The 18188-nt window shown below is 63.6% G+C and carries 6 protein-coding genes and 1 tRNA gene; all 7 read left to right on the forward strand.

From position 1 onward, the window contains the following. Window positions 1-62 precede the first annotated feature (62 nt). The 7 genes from OZX73_RS01935 to OZX73_RS01965 all read left to right on the forward strand — a co-directional run bounded on the left by OZX73_RS01935 (window position 63) and on the right by OZX73_RS01965 (window position 17689). On the forward strand, window positions 63-9497 hold the full coding sequence (locus tag OZX73_RS01935; RefSeq protein WP_277150141.1) for a type I polyketide synthase: 9435 nt from the start codon (window positions 63-65) through the stop codon (window positions 9495-9497). A 101-nt stretch (window positions 9498-9598) separates the two neighbouring features. Beyond that, the gene (locus OZX73_RS01940) at window positions 9599-10207 is read left to right on the forward strand and encodes a 4'-phosphopantetheinyl transferase superfamily protein (protein ID WP_277150143.1); all 609 of its coding nucleotides are present in this window, start codon (window positions 9599-9601) and stop codon (window positions 10205-10207) included. 323 nt (window positions 10208-10530) lie between these two features. Next, complete coding sequence (locus OZX73_RS01945) at window positions 10531-12786, forward strand: exo-alpha-(1->6)-L-arabinopyranosidase (protein ID WP_277150145.1); 2256 nt, start codon at window positions 10531-10533, stop codon at window positions 12784-12786. 255 nt (window positions 12787-13041) lie between these two features. Further along, window positions 13042-13112 (forward strand) — tRNA-Gly (locus OZX73_RS01950). Between the two features lie 175 nt (window positions 13113-13287). Beyond that, a complete protein-coding gene (locus tag OZX73_RS01955) occupies window positions 13288-14106 on the forward strand; it encodes a hypothetical protein (RefSeq protein ID WP_277150147.1) in 819 nt (272 codons plus the stop codon). 252 nt (window positions 14107-14358) lie between these two features. Then, window positions 14359-14628 (forward strand): 30S ribosomal protein S15, encoded by a 270-nt coding sequence (gene rpsO / locus OZX73_RS01960; RefSeq protein WP_277150149.1) that lies wholly within the window; start codon window positions 14359-14361, stop codon window positions 14626-14628. A 313-nt stretch (window positions 14629-14941) separates the two neighbouring features. After that, entirely contained in the window at window positions 14942-17689 is a 2748-nt protein-coding gene (locus OZX73_RS01965; RefSeq protein WP_277150151.1) for a polyribonucleotide nucleotidyltransferase, read from the forward strand. Window positions 17690-18188: the final 499 nt, after the last annotated feature.

Raw genomic sequence — 18188 nt, forward strand, 5'->3', positions numbered from 1 at the left:
TAATTTTAGATTTTTTGCAATAACCGTATCCATGAGAATTCCAACCAAATATAAGGAAGATAATGACTGAAAACACCTTCTTCTTGAACCGCCTCAGCACCGAGCCGCACGCGCTCATCTTCGGCGGCCAGTCCACGCCGTGGGTCAGCTCCCTGGCCGACGAATGCACCGACCCGACCCTGGCGGAGAAGCTCAAGGCACACGCCGACGCCTCGGACCGCCTGCTTTCCGCGGTCACCCCGGACCTCTTGGCCACGATGGGCGGCACCGTCGACCTCTTCGGTTTCAAAGCCAACCCGGCCAAGCTCGGCCCCGCCGCCGATGCGGCCGCCAGCGTCCCCGGCATCGCCTTGGCGCAGTTGGGCGCGCTCATCGACGCGGAGGGCCTTGGCTACAACGTCGCGCAGGCCAAGCCGCTGGCCACCCTCGGCCATTCGCAGGGCATCATCGCCGAGCACATGGTCGACGCCATAAAGGAGGCCGGTTCCATCGACGCGGCCAGTGACGCCATCGACGAGATTCTCGCCATCGCACGCTTGATCGGCGCGGCCGGCACCCGCCAGTCCCGCCTGCTGCCGGTGTCCACCAAGTCCGGCGACGCCACCCCGATGCTTTCGGTGCGCGGCGCGACCAAACGCCAGATCGAGACGCTGGTCGGCCGGGTCGTCAAGCCCCGTGGCCCCATCGCCTTCGCGGTGACCAACGCCACCGATAATTATGTACTTTCCGGCCATCCTGAGGATCTCGCGGCCTTCGCCGTCGAGGTCGGCAAGGAGAACCGCCGCCAGGCCAAGCTGCGTGCCGACAAGGTGCGTGGCGGCGAGGTCTTCGACCCGATCCTCGAATATCTTGAGGTCACCGTTCCCTTCCATTCCCCGCTGATGGCCGAGGCTGTCGAGTCCACCGTCAACTGGGCGCAAGCCTGCGGCCTGGACGCCGAACGCGCCCGCACGCTGGCCAGCGAGGTCCTGGTCAACCACGTCGATTGGGCCGCGCGCACCGACGTGCTGCTCAAGAGCACCGACCCCACCAAGCTGTGGATCGTGGACATGGGACCCGGCAACACCGTCGGCAAGCTCGTCAGCGCCCTGGTGCAGGGCACCGGCGTCGGCGTGGTCGAGGCCGACAGCGAAGAGGCCCGCGCCGCGCTTTCCACCATGGAGGAGGAGCCGGTCCGCACGCAGGATTGGCGCAAGTTCGCCCCCAAGGTCATCTCCACCCCCGCGGGCGACAAGATCCGCACCAAGTTCAGCGATTTGACCGGCAAGCCGCCGGTCCTCCTGGCCGGCATGACGCCCACCACCGTCAACGCCGACATCGTCTCCGCGGCCGCCAACGCCGGCTACTGGGTCGAAATGGCCGGTGGCGGGCAGGTCACCTCGGACGTCTTCGACCGCAACGTCGCCGACCTCGACAAGGAGCTTGAGGAAGGCCGCACCATCGAGTTCAACGCGATGTTCATGGACCGCTACCTGTGGAACCTGCAGTTCGGCCCCGCCGGCATCGTCGCCAAGAAGCGCGCCTCCGGAACCCCGATTGATGGCGTCGTCATCTCCGCCGGCATCCCCGAGCTCGACGAGGCCAAACAACTCGTCGCCCAGCTCAACGAGCAGGGCTTCCCCTACGTCGCGTTCAAGCCCGGCACCGTCGACCAGATCCGCCAGGTCGTGCGCATCGCCAAGGCCGTCGCGCCCGTTTCCGTCATCATGGAGGTCGAAGGCGGAGCCGCCGGCGGCCACCATTCCTGGGAATCCCTTGATGTGCTCCTGATGGACACCTATGCCGACGTGCGCGCCTGCGACAACCTCGTGTTGGTCGCCGGTGGCGGCATCGGCACGCCCGAGCGCGCCGCTGATTACATCTCCGGCCAGTGGTCGCGCGCCTATGGCAAGCCCGACATGCCCGTCGACGGCGTCCTCATCGGCACCGCCGCGATGACGGCCAAGGAGGCCCACACCAATCCTGACGTCAAGCGCATGCTCGTCGCCACCCCCGGCATCTCGCCGAAGCCCGACGATTCCGATCCGTTCGCGCCCCTGGGTGAGAACTGGGTCCCTGCGGGCGTGGTCGCCAAGGGCGGCGTCGCCAGCGGCCTGAGCCACCTGCACGCCGACATCTACGAGCTCGAGAACGCCTCTGCCCGTTGCGGCCGCCTGCTGGTGCGCGTGATGAAGCACCCGGAGGAGCTGGAAAGCCGCCGCGACGAGATCATCGAGGCCCTCAACAAGACCTCGCGCCCGTACTTCGGCGACCTTGACAAGATGACCTACGTCCAGTGGGCGCAACGTTTCGCCGAGCTCACCTACCCGTGGGCCGACCCGACCTATGCCGACCGCTTCCTGCACCTCCTGCAGCGCGCCGAATCCCGCGTCTGCGACCAGGAGTCCGGCGAGTTCGCGTCGCTGTTCAACTCCCGCGCCGACGTCGAGAACGACCCGCAGGGCGCCATCGACAAGCTGCAACGCGCCTACCCGCGCGCCGCCGAGGTCACCGTGACCCCGACCGACGTGGCTTGGTTCCCGACCTTGATCCACGAGTACCACAAGCCGGTGCCCTTCGTGCCGCAGATCGACAACGACCTGCTGCGCTGGTGGGGCCAGGACCAGCTTTGGCAGTCCGAGGATCCGCGTTATTCCGCCGATTCCGTGCGCGCCATCCCCGGCCCGATTTCCGTGGCCGGCATCACCACCGTCGACGAGCCCGTCGGCTCCATCCTCGGCCGCTTCGAGGCCGCCGCGCTCGACCGCACCCGCGAGATCAACGGGGGAGCCGAGCCGCAGCGCGCCTTCGCCGAGCTCGACGCCGCCAAGACCGCCGAGGACTTCATCCGCAAGTCCCCGAACATCTCCTGGGTCGGCCACCTCATGGCCAACCCCGCCTTCGGCACCCCGAACGGCGATAAGTATTACGAAATCCGCCCGGTGGGCGACGAGGACGGCACCGAGCTCTACGACCTCGACATCCACCTCGACACCTTCTGGGACAACGATCCCGACGGCGGCCTCTCCAAGCACGCCGTGCGCGACATCGTCATCCCGCTGAACGTCCGCCCCAGTGAATCCGGGCTCTTCCCGGTCGTCGACCGCGAACGCCTTCCGAAGCACGTCTACGCGATGCTCGCCGACACCGCCGGCATCGGCAACACCGCCATCACCGGCGACAAGCTGACCGCGATGCCGCAAATCGAAGAGATGAGCGACAAGGAGGCCTTCCCTTACGGCCAGGCCCACTCCAGCTACACTCTCTCCGCCAACCTCGGCTACGATCACGAGGCCGCCACCGCCGGCAACATGCCCGGTTCGCTGAACGCCTCGCGCATCGCCCCCGACGCCCTGGTCGGCCCGGCCTGGCCCGCGATCTACACGGCCCTCGGCTCGGTCTACGTCCACGGCTATCCGGTCATCGAAGGCCTCTTGAACGCCGTCCACCTCGACCATCAGATGGAACTCGAGGTCACCGAGGACGAGCTTCTGGGGCACGTCGGCGAGAAGATCAACCTCACCAGCTGGGCCGACGCCTACGCCGAGTCCGCTTCCGGTCGCATCGTCACGATCCACGTCACTCACACCGCCATTGACGGCACCGTCCTGGCCCACGAGGTCGAGCGTTTCGCCGTGCGCGGCCGCTCCTACTCCGACGAGCTGCCGGTGGACGTGCCCGATTACGGCGATTACCTGAGCTACCGTGAAGCCCGCACCGGCGCCGGCACGCCGTTCGGCGAGGAGGACGACAAGGGGCTTGACCCCGTGGTCTCCACCCCGCGTCGCATGCTCCGCCGCGTCACGTTGACCGCGCCAAGCGAGATGACCGCGTTCGCCCGCACTTCCGGCGATTTCAACCCGATCCACACCTCGCGTCGAGGCGCTGCGGTCTCCGGCCTGAAGGCCCCGCTGGTGCATGGCATGTGGCTTTCCGCCGCCGCCCAGCACGTCGTGCAGGCGCGCGATGACAAGGGCGCGCATTACGAGATCGTCGGCTGGACCTACAACATGTACGGCATGGTGCAGCTTGGCGACAAGGTCGAGATTTCGGTCGAGCGCATCGGCAAGCTGCGTCACGGCGGCATGACCCTTGAGGTCACCTGCCGCATCGACGGCAATATCGTCTCCCGTGGCACCGCCGCGGTCCGCGCCCCGCGTTCCGCCTACGTCTATCCCGGCCAGGGCATCCAGCAGAAGGGCATGGTCTTGGACGAGCGCGCCAAGTCGGCCGCCGCCCGCGAGACCTGGGAACGTGCCGACAAGCTCACCCGCGAAAAGCTCGGCTTCTCGATCCTCGCCATCGTGCGTGACAACCCGAAGACGCTCACGGCCAACGGCGTGACCTATCATCACCCCGACGGCCTCCTGGACCTCACGCAGTTCACCCAGGTGGCGCTCGCCACCGTCGCCTACGCCCAGACCTCACGCCTGCGCGAGGCCGGCAGCGACATCTGGCCCGCCTATTTCGCCGGCCATTCGCTGGGCGAATACAACGCCTTGAGCTCTTTCGCCGGCATCATCCCGTTCGAGACGGTGCTCGAGCTGGTCTTCCAGCGAGGGTCGGCGATGAACAGCCTCATCGACCGTGACGAGCAGGGACGTTCCAACTACCGCATGGCTGCCTTGCGCCCGAACCAGTTCGGCGTGGGCGACGACGGCGTGGACGATTACGTCAAGTCCGTGAGCGAGGCGAGCGGCGAGTTCCTGCAGATCGTCAACTACAACCTCGCCGGCCAGCAGTACGTCATCGCCGGCACGCTCAAGGGCCTCGAAGCTCTGAAGGCCGATTCCGCGCGTCGCGTCAAGGAATACGGCGGCAAGCCGGCGCTCATGTACGTGCCCGGCATCGACGTGCCGTTCCACTCCATGCTCCTGCGCAAGGGCGTGCCCGACTTCCGCAACAAGCTCGACACCCTGCTCCCGGCGCATATCGACTACTCCCGTTTGGTCGGCCGCTACATCCCGAACCTCGTAGCGACACCGTTTGAGATGACGAAGGAATTTGCCAAGAAGATCGTCGACGTCGTGCCGTCCACCCGCATCCAGGAAGCGCTCGACAACCCGGAGGTCTGGGATTCCTACGCCGCCGACGAGCAGAAGCTCGGCCGTCTGCTCTTCACCGAGCTCCTGGCCTGGCAGTTCGCCTCCCCGGTGCGTTGGATTGAGACGCAGGCCATCATGTTCGGCGACCCGGCACAGGGCGGCCTCGGCGTGGAGAACTACGTTGAGGTCGGCCTCGGCAACCAGCCGACGCTGGCGAACTTGGCCACCAAGACCCTGCGTCTGCCTGATTTCTCCGGCAGCGAGGTCGCGGTCTACAACCTTGGTCGTGACGAGCAGCGCGTTTATATGACTGATTCGGATTCACTGGTTCCTGATACGGATGATGACGCTGACGAGGCCCCGGCCGTTGCTCAGCCCGCCGCTGCAGCTTCGGCTCCGACGGCGCAAGCTGCCGCTCCTGCAGCCACTCCAGCTTCGGCACCCGCAACGCCCGCCGCCGCAGCTCCGGCCGCACCGGCCGCCGCATCCGGCGAACGCCCCGCGGATCTGCCCTTCAAGGCATCCGATGGCATCGCGATGCTTCTGGCCTACGCGGCCAAGGTGCGCCCCGACCAGATCGGCGACAGCGACACCACCGACACGCTGACCAACGGCGTCTCTTCACGTCGTAACCAGCTGCTGATGGACATCAGCTCCGAGCTGGGCGTGGCATCGGTCGACGGCGCCGCCGAGGCGTCGATCACCGACCTCTACGCACTGGTCAACAAGGTGGCTCCGAACTACAAGCCGTTCGGCCCCGTGCTTTCCGACATCGTGCGCGACCGCATCCGTGGCCTCTTCGGCGCTTCCGGCGTCAAGCAGGCCCAGGTCGTCAAGCGCGTCACCGACACCTGGCAGCTGGGCCAGGGCTGGGCCGATTATGTGCTCGCCGCTTTGGTACTTGAAACCCGCGAAGGCACGTCCTCGCGTGGCGACGACCTCGCCAGCCTCGGTTCTGCCCAGGTCTCCAACGCCAACGACGCCAACGCGCTGATCGACGCGGCCGTGCAGAAGGTCGCCGCCGATCACGGCGTGGCCGTGGCCCTACCGAGCGTCGGTGGCGCCGGTGGCTCGGTGGTCGATTCCGCCGCGCTCGACGCCTTCGCCGAGAAGGTCACCGGAGCCGACGGCGTGCTCGCCAAGACCGCACGCTTCGTGCTCGACGAACTTGACATTAAGGCTCCCGTTCCCGCCGAGGATGAGGATGAGGACGCCGCTGTGGTCGAGGCCGTTGAGGCCGAACTTGGCAGCGACTGGGTCGATCAGGTCGCCCCGCGCTTCGACGAGCGCAAGGCCCTCCTGCTCGATGACCGCTGGGCCACCGCGCGCGAGGATCTCGTCCGTCTGTATTACAACCATGACCAGAAGGTTGCCTCGCTGAGCTTCATCGGCGCGGGCCGCGAGGTCGCCGATCAGGCCACTTGGTTCGCCTCCAAGGCCGCGGTCGACGGTGACAGCATCATGGCCTCCACCTTCAACCGTATCGCGGTCGAGGCGCGCAGCAACGCCAAGACCGACCCGAAGGCGTCCCGCTTCGCCGGCGACGTCGCCGTGGTCACCGGCGTGGCCCCGAACTCCATCGCGGGCCAGGTCGTCGAAGGCCTCTTGGCCGGCGGCGCGACGGTGATCGCCACCTCGCACAGCTTCAAGCAGTCGGTGAAGGCATGGGCCGAGCAGGTCTACCGTGAGCACGCGGTCGGCGACGCCAAGCTTTGGCTGGTTCCGGCCAACCTCTCCAGCTACCGCGACGTTGATGCCCTTGTCAAGTGGGTCGGCGGCGTGAGCAAGAAGACCACCGGCGCCACCACCACGATCCTGAAGCCGGCCTACGAGCCGAGCCTCTTCTTCCCGTTCGCGGCTCCTCCGGTGCACGGTACCATGGCCGATTCCGGCCAGCTCTTCGAGTCGCAGGCACGTCTGATGCTCTGGGGCGTCGAGCGCGCGATCACCGGTTTCGCGGCCATCGGCGGCGACACCGACGTGCAGCACAAGCTTCACGTCGTCCTGCCCGGTTCCCCGAACCGCGGCGTCTTCGGTGGCGACGGCGCGTACGGCGAGGTCAAGGCCTCGTTCGACGCCATCGTCACCCGTGCCCGCGCCGAGAAGGATTGGTCCGGCAGGGTCACCTTCGCCCACCCGCTGATCGGCTGGGTGCGTGGCACCGGCCTCATGGGCGGCAACGATCCGTTGGTCGATGTGGTCGAACGTCATGGCATCCACACCTATTCCACCGCCGAGGTCGCCGAGCAGCTGCTCGACCTGGCCGATACCGGTGCCCGCAAGCAGGCCGAGAAGGCCCCGCTTCGCGCCGATCTGACCGGTGGTTTGGGCAGTGAGCCCATCGACATCTCCGCTCTGCGCGCCGAAGCCGAGGCCGACAAGGCCAATTCTGCCGCGGCAAGCGCCGACGAAAGCGCCGAGGCGGATGCCGCAGCGAAGAGCAAGGCCGGCAAGGCGACGCTTATCAAGGCGTTGCCCACCCCGAACCCGCCGCGTCAGGCTGAGGTCAACTTGGCCGATTGGCAGGGCGTCACCGTCAAGCCCGAAGACCAGATCGTCATTGTCTCCATCGGTGAGCTGGGCCCGTGGGGCTCCGGCCGCACCCGCAGCGAGGCCGAGCTGGGCATCCATCCCGACGGCAGTGTCGATCTCTCCGCCGGTGCGGTGCTCGAGCTGGCTTGGAACATGGGCCTGGTCACCTGGCAGGACAGCCCGAAGGCCGGCTGGTACGACACCGACGGCAACCTCGTGCCCGAAGAGGACATCGCCGAGCGTTATCACGACGAGGTCGTGGCCCGCTCCGGCCTGCGCCCCTTCGACAACGGCATGGGCAGCGGCGACTATCAGAACGACACCGCCAGCGGCGAGGTGGAGATCTACCTCGACCACGAGGTCACCTTCAACGTCCCCAGCGAGGAAGTCGCCCAGCAGTATGTCATCATGGACGCCGAGCACACCACGGTCGCCCAGGACGAGGAGTCCGGCGAGTGGAGCGTCACCCGCCAGCCCGGTTCGATGATTCGCGTGCCCAAGCGCTTCGCGATGACCCGCACCGTCGGCGGCCAGTTCCCGAAGGGCTTCGACCCGGTCAAGTGGGGCATTCCGGCCTCCATGGTCGGCGAGGTCGACGAGATCGCGCTGTGGAACATCGTCACCACGGTCGACGCATACCTTTCCGCCGGTTTCAGCCCCTCCGAGGTGTTGCAGACGATTCATCCTTCGATGGTCGCCTCTACGCAGGGCACCGGTTTCGGCGGCATGGCCAGCATGCGCAAGCTCTACCTCGACCGCTTCCTCGGCCACGAGATCCCGACCGACATCCTGCAGGAAGCCCTGCCGAACGTCGTCGCCGCGCACGTCATGCAGTCCTACATCGGCGGCTACGGCAACATGGTCCAGCCGGTTTCGGCCTGTGCCACCGCCGCGGTCTCGCTGGAAGAGGGCGTCGACAAGATCGCCCTGCACAAGGCGGACTTCGTGGTCACCGGCGCTATCGATGACATCGGCGTGGATTCGGTGATCGGCTTCGGCAACATGGGTGCCACCGCCGACGCGAACGTGATGTACGGCAAGGGCATTTCCGACCGTTTCTTCTCCCGCTCCAACGACCGTCGCCGCGATGGCTTCGTCGAGTCCGAGGGCGGCGGCACGATGCTGGTCACCCGTGGCGACATCGCGCTGAAGATGGGCCTGCCGGTCGCGGCCGTGGTCGGTTACGTCCACAGCTTCGCCGACGGTGCGCACACCTCGATCCCGGCTCCGGGCTTGGGTGCGCTCGCCGCGGCCCAGGGCGGTGCGAACTCCCAGCTGGTCCGCCAGCTGGCGCGTCTTGGCGTCGCCCCTGACGATATCGCCGTGGTCTCCAAGCACGACACGTCCACCAACGCCAACGATTCCAACGAATCCGAGCTGCACAACTCCATCCAGCACGCCATCGGCCGTAACGATGGAAATCCGCTGTTCGTCATTTCGCAGAAGAGCCTCACCGGCCACGCGATGGGCGGTGCCGCGATCTTCCAGATCGACGGTGTGACTCAGCTCTTCAAGTCCGGCGTCATTCCGGCCAACGCGGCACTGGATTGCGTCGACCCGAAGATGCGCAAAGACGACCACATGGTCTGGCTTCGCAAGCCGCTCAACATCGGCTCCATCAAGGCTGGCCTGGTCACCTCACTCGGTTTCGGCCACGTCTCCGGCTTCGTTGCCCTCGTGCACCCCGGCGCCTTCGAGGCGGCCGTCGCCAACGAGTACGGCCAGGACGTGCTCGACAAGTGGCGTGCCCGCGCCAACGAGCGTCTGGCCCGTGGCGAACGCCGCCGCCTGATGGGCATGATGGGCGAGGCCCCGCTCTACGAGGAGATCGACAACCGTCGCTTCCACGAGGACACGAAGACCTACAACGCCCACGAGGCCGAAAAGGCGATGCTTCTCAACCCGGACGCCCGCCTAGGCTCCGACGGCTACTTCGCGTAACTTGAGGTAAACCAAATAATTGGTATCAGCCGTGCGGTTTGCAGTGTACGTTCCTGCAAACCGCACGGTTGTTTCATATCCGGCGGTAGCATGGGAATGTGATGGATTTCAACGAAAACTCCGATTCGTCGGGTCTCAGCTCTGGCGTGCTTGGAATAGGGCACGACGTCGTGGATGTCGACGGGTTCGCGGCGCAGCTGGGCGAGACGGGGTCGCGCATGCGCGGGCTGTTCTCGACGCGTGAGCTGCGGCAGGCGGCGGCGCGGGCCAAGGCCAAGCATGACGGCCAGGCTGTGCATCTCGCGGTGCGTTGGGCGGGCAAGGAGGCCGTGCTCAAGGCCTGGTGCGAGGCGCTGGGGGAGCGGCCCAACCCGTACACGCTCGACGATTTCCCGTGGGCACAGATCGAGATCCTCGATGATTCGCGCTCGCGGCCTCGCGTGGTGCTGTCGCAGGATTGCGAGGCTACGTTACTGAGATCGCTGGGTGCGCGGCGGACGGAAACGGCGGGCGCGGATGAGGAATCGTCGGACGTGGTTTCGGGAGATGAGGTCTCGGCGGATGGGGTCTCATCAGATGGGGATTCGTTTGCTTTTGGCGGGGGACGGCTTGGCGCTGGTGCGCCGACTTTGCGCTGGCATGTCTCGCTGAGCCACGATGGGCCGATCGCCTCGGCTGTGGCGTTGTTGGTCGGTGAATCCAAGAGATAACAATAATGGCTTCACACCTGCGGGATATCTAAGTATCGCAAAGCCGCGTGCGTAGCAAATTCTTCAGGCGGTTCGTTGATATTGCGACGCCGTAATTGCAAAGCCGCGTGCGCGCAAACTCATCATGTTGCGATAGACAAATTTTCATTATTTACGTAAAGATAGCGATGACGAATGGTGTTACAATATAGCTACCTACCGGTCGGTAACTAAGTGATTGTCCTGAGATTCCAACGGAAACCGGCCCGGCAAATAACTAAACAAACGTAGGCGTTCGCGCCCGGCTCAGGGATGATTCGCGCGGAATGTGGAAAGGTTGCACTATGACCAATCAAGCAACACCGGTGACAAGTGCCAAGGAATTGAGCGTTGAGGAGCAAGCGGCGCTGACCAGCGGCACCAACCCGTGGAGCATCGGCTCCGTGCCCGAAAAAGGCCTGCCGAACTACACGATTACCGACGGCCCCCACGGACTTCGCAAGGCGCAGAACCTGGAAGGCATGGACGTCGACAAGGCCGTGCCGGCCACCTGCTTCCCGCCGGCCGCGGGCATGTCGTCGAGCTGGAACCCGGACCTGGTGCGTGAGACCGGCGAGGCGATGGGCGAGGAGTGCATCCAGGAACAGGTCGCCGTCATCCTCGGCCCCGGCATCAACATCAAGCGCAACCCGCTGGGCGGCCGCTGCTTCGAGTTCTGGAGCGAGGACCCCTACCTGGCCGGGCATGAGGCCGTCGGCGAGGTCGAGGGCATCCAGTCCAAGGGCATCGGCACCTCGCTCAAGCACTTCGCGGCCAACAACCAGGAAACCGACCGCATGCGCGTGAGCGCCAACGTTTCGCAGCGCGCGCTTCGCGAGATCTATCTGCCGGGCTTCGAGCACATCGTCAAAACCGCCCAGCCTTGGACAATCATGTGCTCGTATAACAAGATCAACGACGTCTATTCCTCGCAGAATAAGTGGTTGCTGACCGACCTGCTGCGCGGGGAGTGGGGCTTCAAAGGCATCGTCATGTCCGACTGGGGCGCCGTGCACGACCGTGCCGCCGCGCTGAACGCCGGGCTCAACCTCGAGATGCCACCGACCAACACCGACGAGAAGATCGTGTACGCCGTGCGCGACGGCGAGATCAAGCACGAACAGCTCGAGAAGATGGCGCAGGGCATGATCGACCTCGTCAACAAGACCCGTCCCGCCATGGAGAAGGGCAAGGCTGGCTATCGTTACGACGTTGACGCGCATGACGACGTGGCCCGCCGCGCCGCGCGCGAGGCCATGGTGCTTTTGAAGAACGAGGGCAATCTGCTGCCGGTCAAGTCCGGCACGAAGCTGGCCGTCATCGGCGAGTTCGCCCGCACCCCGCGTTATCAGGGCGCCGGCTCGTCGCTGATCAACCCGAACAAGCTCACCAGCTTCCTCGACGCGCTGAAGGATCGTGGCGTCAAGGCGGACTTCGCGCCCGGCTTCACGTTGGACGATGACGCGCAGGACCCGGCCCTGACTTCGCAGGCCGTTGCCGCGGCCAAGGGCGCCGACACCGTTCTGCTCTTCCTTGGCCTGCCCGCTTCCTACGAATCCGAAGGCTTCGACCGCACCTCGCTCGACATCCCCGCCAAGCAGGTCGAGTTGCTGAAGGCCGTTGCCGCGGCGAACAAGAACGTCGTGGTCATCCTTTCCAACGGCTCCTCGGTCTCCATGCCGTGGGCTGACGACGCCAAGTCCATCCTTGAAGCATGGCTTTTGGGCCAGGCTGGTGGTGCCGCGACCGCCGATGTCGTCTTCGGCGATGTGAGCCCGTCGGGCAAGCTCGCGCAGACCATCATCAACGATCTGGACGACGACCCGACCATGATGAACTGGCCGGGCGAGGAAGGCCACGTCGACTACGGCGAGGGCGTCTTCGTCGGCTATCGCTACTACGACACCTTCCACAAGCCGGTTGTGTACCCGTTCGGCTACGGACTTTCCTACACGACGTTCGAGGTCTCGGGCGCGAAGGCCGAAAAGACCGGTCCGCAGTCCGCACGCGTCACCGCTACCGTGAAGAACACGGGCAACGTGGCTGGCGCCGAGGTCGTCCAGTTCTACGTCGCCCCGCCGAAGGAGGCCGTCGCGCGCCCGGTCCACGAGCTCAAGGGCTTTAAGAAGGTCTATCTCGAGCCGGGTGAGTCCGCCGAGGTTTCCGTCGATCTGGATTCGCGCGCGTTCGCGTACTGGTCCGAGCGCTTCGCCGACTGGAAGGTCGAGGAGGGCACCTACAAGATCGAGGTCGGTACCTCGTCCCGCGATATCGCCGACGCCGTTTCCATTGATCTCGAAGACGATGGCAAGACCGTCCGGCTCACCGAATGGTCCACGTTCAAGGAATGGAAGGAAGACCCGATCGGCGGCCCCGTCGTCGACAAGGTCGTGGCCAAGCTCGACAAGCAGTTCGGCCACAACATCATCCCTGACAGCCAGCTGATCGTGATGTTCCTCGACAGCTGCCCGGTCGGCGGTATGTCGATGCTGCTCGGCGCCGACGAGGCCGAGGCTTTCGTCGCGGAGCTCAAGGCCGAGTATGAGAAGGCCGCCAAGTAGTTTTCACTCATTGCTTGAAATCACCTGATGCGAACCGGGCATGAAACGTTGAATGATGTTTCGCGCCCGGTTTTTCGTGATTCCTGCACTATCCGCTTGCTGTGCCACTACGTCTTGAATGTTGCAAGATTGCGTTTTCAGGATGTACTTAGGCTGTACCTGGTGAGAAAACCGGTAATGTGTCGCCAATTCCGTGCCTCGTGTATACTGAAAATCGTTGTTTTGCGAGGCTTCCGAGTCGCGTATGAATGGCACGCGGATGTAGCTCAATGGTAGAGCCTCAGTCTTCCAAACTGATTACGCGGGTTCGATTCCCGTCATCCGCTCCCATTGCGGCGGTGGGTAGGTTTGACGCCTATGCATCTATATATAAGGTATGGGTATCGTCCCGCGGCCGTTCCGGTTTTACGTGTGAGTGCGTAGTATTGTATTACGTGTGTCATGTTGCCGGAAAGCCTCGATGGGGGATGCGAACAGCTCGTGTGATAATGAGGCGTGGCCATGACGGATGAATCGAAGAACGTGAATCCTGGGTCCGCCGACGGCGTTTCGAGCGGCAACCTTCCTTCCGGCAAGATTCCGGATGCCCCCGCTTCCAGCAAACTTTCCGATGCTTCTTCTCCTGACGCCTGTCCTGACAATGCCGACGATCCAGACAAGGCTAACGAGGCCGTCGAAATCGTCGAAGGCAAGGTCGAGAAGGTCAGTGTTTCCAAGCATCCCGAGGCCTCGATCCCGCAGACCGATCTTTCCCTGGCCGACATCAAACGCAGCCAGTTCCATCCGGTGCGCTGGGTGGTCTACGTCGTCATCCTGCTGGTCGCCATCATCGGGCCGTACTGGTTCGGCCGCGTGCTGGCCGTACGGTATACCAAGCAGATCATCAAACTGCTGAGCCCGTTTGCCCCGCAAGGTGTGGCGCTGGTTTCCTGGGCCGTCACTGTGTTCGCGCTGGCCACGTTCGCGCTTTCGTTCGTGGAGGAGCATGCCTGGTTGTGGCGCGACCTTTTCCTGCTCCTGCTGGCCTTCGAGCAGCTGATAGCCGGTGTCTCGCTCCTGAAATTCAAGTTCTGGTTTTCCACCTACGTGATGTATGGCTCCTCGTCGGCGCTGCCGAACGCGGCAAACCTTGGTATCATCGCGGCGCTGATTGCCGCCGGCGTTTATGTGATTCTCTTCGTGGGCCTCTTGATCGGCATCAAGAAGGACTCTCCGCTGAACATCCTCACCCGTAGCTGGGCCTCGTTCCTCATGTACTTTGTCATCGAGGGCATCGCGTTGATCATCGTCCTCTTCAGCGGCCTGATTGCCGCCGTGTGACGTTCGACAGGCGATGCGACGAAAAGTGTGTAAATCCGTGCTTTTCATCGCATCTCATTCATAAACGCGACGAAAAGCACGAAAATGCGCCTAAAAACGTGCTTTTGGTCGCAATAAAACCTGCGCATGGTGCGGAATTGCATTCATCCCTACCTATTCCTATACTAGAGACTTGGCGTGTATTCGCCCGCGGATAGAGAGCGCTTCGGCATAATGCCGGCGGCACCGCGCAGCAACCATAAGGAGGATGCCGTGGCACTTACGGCTGAAGAAAAGCACGAGATCGTAACCAAGTATGCGACGCACGAAGGCGACACGGGTTCTCCCGAGGTCCAGATTGCGCTGCTGAGCAAGCGTATCTCCGATCTGACCGAGCACCTGAAGACCCATCAGCACGATCACCACTCTCGTCGTGGTCTGCTGCTGATGGTCGGCGATCGTCGCCGTCTTCTCGATTACCTGAAGAAGGTCGACATCAACCGTTACCGCTCCTTGGTCGAGCGTCTTGGTCTTCGTCGATAGCTGTTGTATGCCCGGGCTTCGTGCTCGGGCTTTTTCAGAGGTCTGGTTGGACATAGGCGTTGGCAAACGTCTAGAAATGTTCGCGTGTGAAGAAAAACCGACGGCCCTAAGGTGAGGGTCGATAATTGAAATATCTGGATATGTGTTCCGGCTCGATAGCCGTCAATGCTGCTTCAGACTGAGAAGTGAAAGTCAATGCGCCGGCACCAGCGTTGGTGAGGCCAGGTAAGCCTTACGAAACCACACAAGGTCGGACGTTGACAAAGCATTTTGCAGTATGTTGGAAATAGGAAATTAAACAAAGGAGGAACCCTTGGAGGGTCCCGAAATCAAGGCCGTAGAGGCCGTTATTGACAATGGTTCATTTGGTAAACGTACATTGCGATTCGAGACGGGTCGTCTCGCGCAACAGGCCGACGGCGCTGTAGCCGCCTACCTCGATGACGATTCGATGGTCCTTTCGACCACCACCGCCGGCAGCAGCCCGAAGGAAAACTACGATTTCTTCCCGCTCACCGTCGATGTGGAAGAGAAGATGTACGCCGCGGGCAAGATCCCGGGTTCGTTCTTCCGCCGCGAAGGCCGTCCGTCGAACGACGCCATCCTCGCCTGCCGCATCATCGATCGTCCGCTGCGTCCGCTCTTCCCGCACACGCTGCGCAACGAGGTTCAGGTCGTCGAGACCGTACTCGCCTGCAACCCGGACGATGCCTATGACATGATCGCTTTGAACGCCGCTTCCGCGTCCACCATGATCTCCGGCCTGCCTTTCGAAGGCCCGGTCTCCGGTGTGCGTCTGGCGTTGGTCGACGGCCAGTGGGTCGCCTTCCCGCGCTGGAGCGAGCGTGACCGCGCGGTCTTCGAGATCGTCGTGGCCGGCCGCGTCATCGAGAATGGTGACGTCGCCATCGCCATGATCGAGGCCGGCGCCGGCAAGAACGCCTGGAACCTCATCTACGACGAGGGCCAGCAGAAGCCGGACGAGGAAGTCGTCGCCGGTGGCCTCGAAGCCGCCAAGCCGTTCATCAAGGTCATCTGCGAGGCTCAGAACGAGCTCAAGGAGAAGGCCGGCAAGGCCAACGACAAGGAATTCCAGCTCTTCCCGGAGTACACGGACGAGCTCTACAAGCGCATCGACGAGATCGCCCACGACGACCTCAACGACGCCCTGTCCATCGCCGCCAAGCTGCCGCGCCAGGAGCGCATCCACGAGATCAAGGAAGACGTCCGCGCCAAGCTCGCCGACGAATTCACCGACATGGATGACGCCGAGAAGGAAAAGGAACTCGGCAACGCCTTCAAGGAACTGCAGCGCCAGATCGTGCGCCGTCGCGTCCTCACGGAGGACTTCCGTATCGACGGCCGTGGCCTGCGAGATATCCGTACGCTTTCCGCCGAAGTCGGCATCGTGCCGCGCGTGCACGGTTCCGCACTCTTCCAGCGCGGCGAGACCCAGATCCTGGGCGTCACTACGCTCAACATGCTGAAGATGGAGCAGACGCTCGATTCCATCTCCGGCCCGCAGACCAAGCGCTACATGCACAACTACGAGATGCCGCCGTATTCCACCGGTGAGACCGGCCGCGTCGGCTCCCCGAAGCGTCGTGAGGTCGGCCACGGTGCGCTCGCCGAAAAGGCGCTCGTGCCGGTGCTTCCGAGCAAGGAAGACTTCCCGTACGCCATCCGTCAGGTCTCCGAGGCCATCGGCTCCAACGGCTCCACTTCCATGGGCTCCGTCTGCGCCTCCACGCTTTCGCTGCTCGACGCGGGCGTTCCGCTGAAGGCTCCGGTCGCGGGCATCGCGATGGGCCTCATCTCCGGTGACGTCGACGGCAAGCACATCTACAAGACCCTGACCGACATCCTCGGCGCCGAAGACGCGTTCGGCGACATGGACTTCAAGGTCGCCGGCACTTCCGAATTCATCACCGCGCTCCAGCTCGACACCAAGCTCGACGGCATCCCCGCCGACGTTCTGGCCGCCGCGTTGCAGCAGGCGAAGGAAGCCCGTACCACCATCCTCGAGGTCATCAACGAGTGCATCGACGCTCCGGCCGAGATGAGCCCGTATGCTCCGCGCATCATCACCACTTCCGTTCCTGTCGACAAGATTGGCGAGATCATCGGGCCCAAGGGCAAGATGATCAACCAGATCCAGGAGGAGACCGGCGCTGACGTCAGCGTTGAGGACGACGGCACCATCTACATCGCCTCCGAAGGCGGAGAGGGCGCTGAGAAGGCCAAGGCCACCATCGACGCCATCGCGCACCCGCATGTTCCCACTGTCGGCGAGAACTTCAACGGCAAGGTCGTCAAGACCACGAGCTTCGGCGCGTTCGTCAACCTGACCCCCGGCACCGACGGTCTGCTGCACATCTCGCAGATTCGCAACCTGACCAACGGCGAGCGCATCGACGCCGTCGAAGACGTCTTGAAGGAAGGCGACACCGTCGAGGTGACCGTCCAGGGCGTCGACGACCGCGGCAAGATTTCGCTGGCCATCCCCGGCTTCGAGGATCAGGAATCCGGCCCGCGCGGCGGTGGCCGTGGCGGACGTCATGATCGTGATGATCGCGGTGGCCGTGGCTATCGTGGCCACGGACGCGACCGTGAGGACCGCGATGACCGTCGCCATTCCGACCGCGACGATCGTGATGACCGTCGACCCAGCCGTAGCCATGAAGACCGTGAGGACCGTGACGATGCCGATTTTGAGGATCGTCCGCGTCGCCGTCGTGAAGAGCGCGATGATCGTGATGACCGTCGTCGAACCGAGCGTGATGACCGCCGTGGCCATGACCGCGAGGATCGCGCCGAGCGTGACGACGATGCCGATTTTGAGGATCGTCCGCGCCGTCGCCGTGAGGACCGCGATGATTACCGCCGTTCCGATCGCCATGAGGGACGCCGTGATGGCGGCTACCGTGGTGGCCGTCGCAACGACCGCAACCCGCGCTACGCGACCGACGATCACTATGACGAGTATCGTGAGGACCGCGAGGAGCGCAGCGAGCGTCCGCGTCGCCGTGTCCGCCGCGACTTCGATCCGTTCGATGACTGATTGATTGGTGATTGGCCGTTTCAAACGGCTGATTGCTGGATAATCGATAACTGGTCTGTAACCCGCAAGTTTGGGTTGCAGGCCAGTTTTTTTATCTGGCTCTGTTTGTTGTTTGTGCTCTTTCTTTATTCACGAATTATCACTTTGTAACTATTTCTGTTGATTTGCGCTTAAACCTTTTGCGATTTGTGAATGGATGTGCATGATTTGCCACGTTGACCCGCGACACGCCTCAAATGTGGATAACCCCTAGCGTTCGACCACAGTACCCGTTTCAGCTTGCCATCCAACCTCATTGATGGATTGAATGGACGTATGGAAAATACGTTACCAATGATGATGCATCGTGCGCCCACTGTCCCATTCGCGCGGCATAAAAGAACGTTGTTGCCCGCCGAGGTCCGGGGACGGCCAATCATGCCGCCGAAATCGAACCGGGCGGCCGAGTCTCGTCGATTGCTGGAACCAGGCCGAACGTCCGCACCTCGCCAAGCCCCGG

Origin of the sequence: Bifidobacterium sp. ESL0775, assembly GCF_029395475.1 — a bacterium.
Lineage (GTDB): Bacteria > Actinomycetota > Actinomycetes > Actinomycetales > Bifidobacteriaceae > Bifidobacterium.

What these genes read in the sequence shown, in the direction of transcription:
- OZX73_RS01935 (WP_277150141.1), top strand. Translation starts at nt 63, where the DNA reads ATGACTGAAAACACCTTCTTCTTGAACCGCCTCAGCACCGAGCCGCAC.
- OZX73_RS01940 (WP_277150143.1), top strand. Translation starts at nt 9,599, where the DNA reads ATGGATTTCAACGAAAACTCCGATTCGTCGGGTCTCAGCTCTGGCGTG.
- OZX73_RS01945 (WP_277150145.1), top strand. Translation starts at nt 10,531, where the DNA reads ATGACCAATCAAGCAACACCGGTGACAAGTGCCAAGGAATTGAGCGTT.
- OZX73_RS01955 (WP_277150147.1), top strand. Translation starts at nt 13,288, where the DNA reads ATGACGGATGAATCGAAGAACGTGAATCCTGGGTCCGCCGACGGCGTT.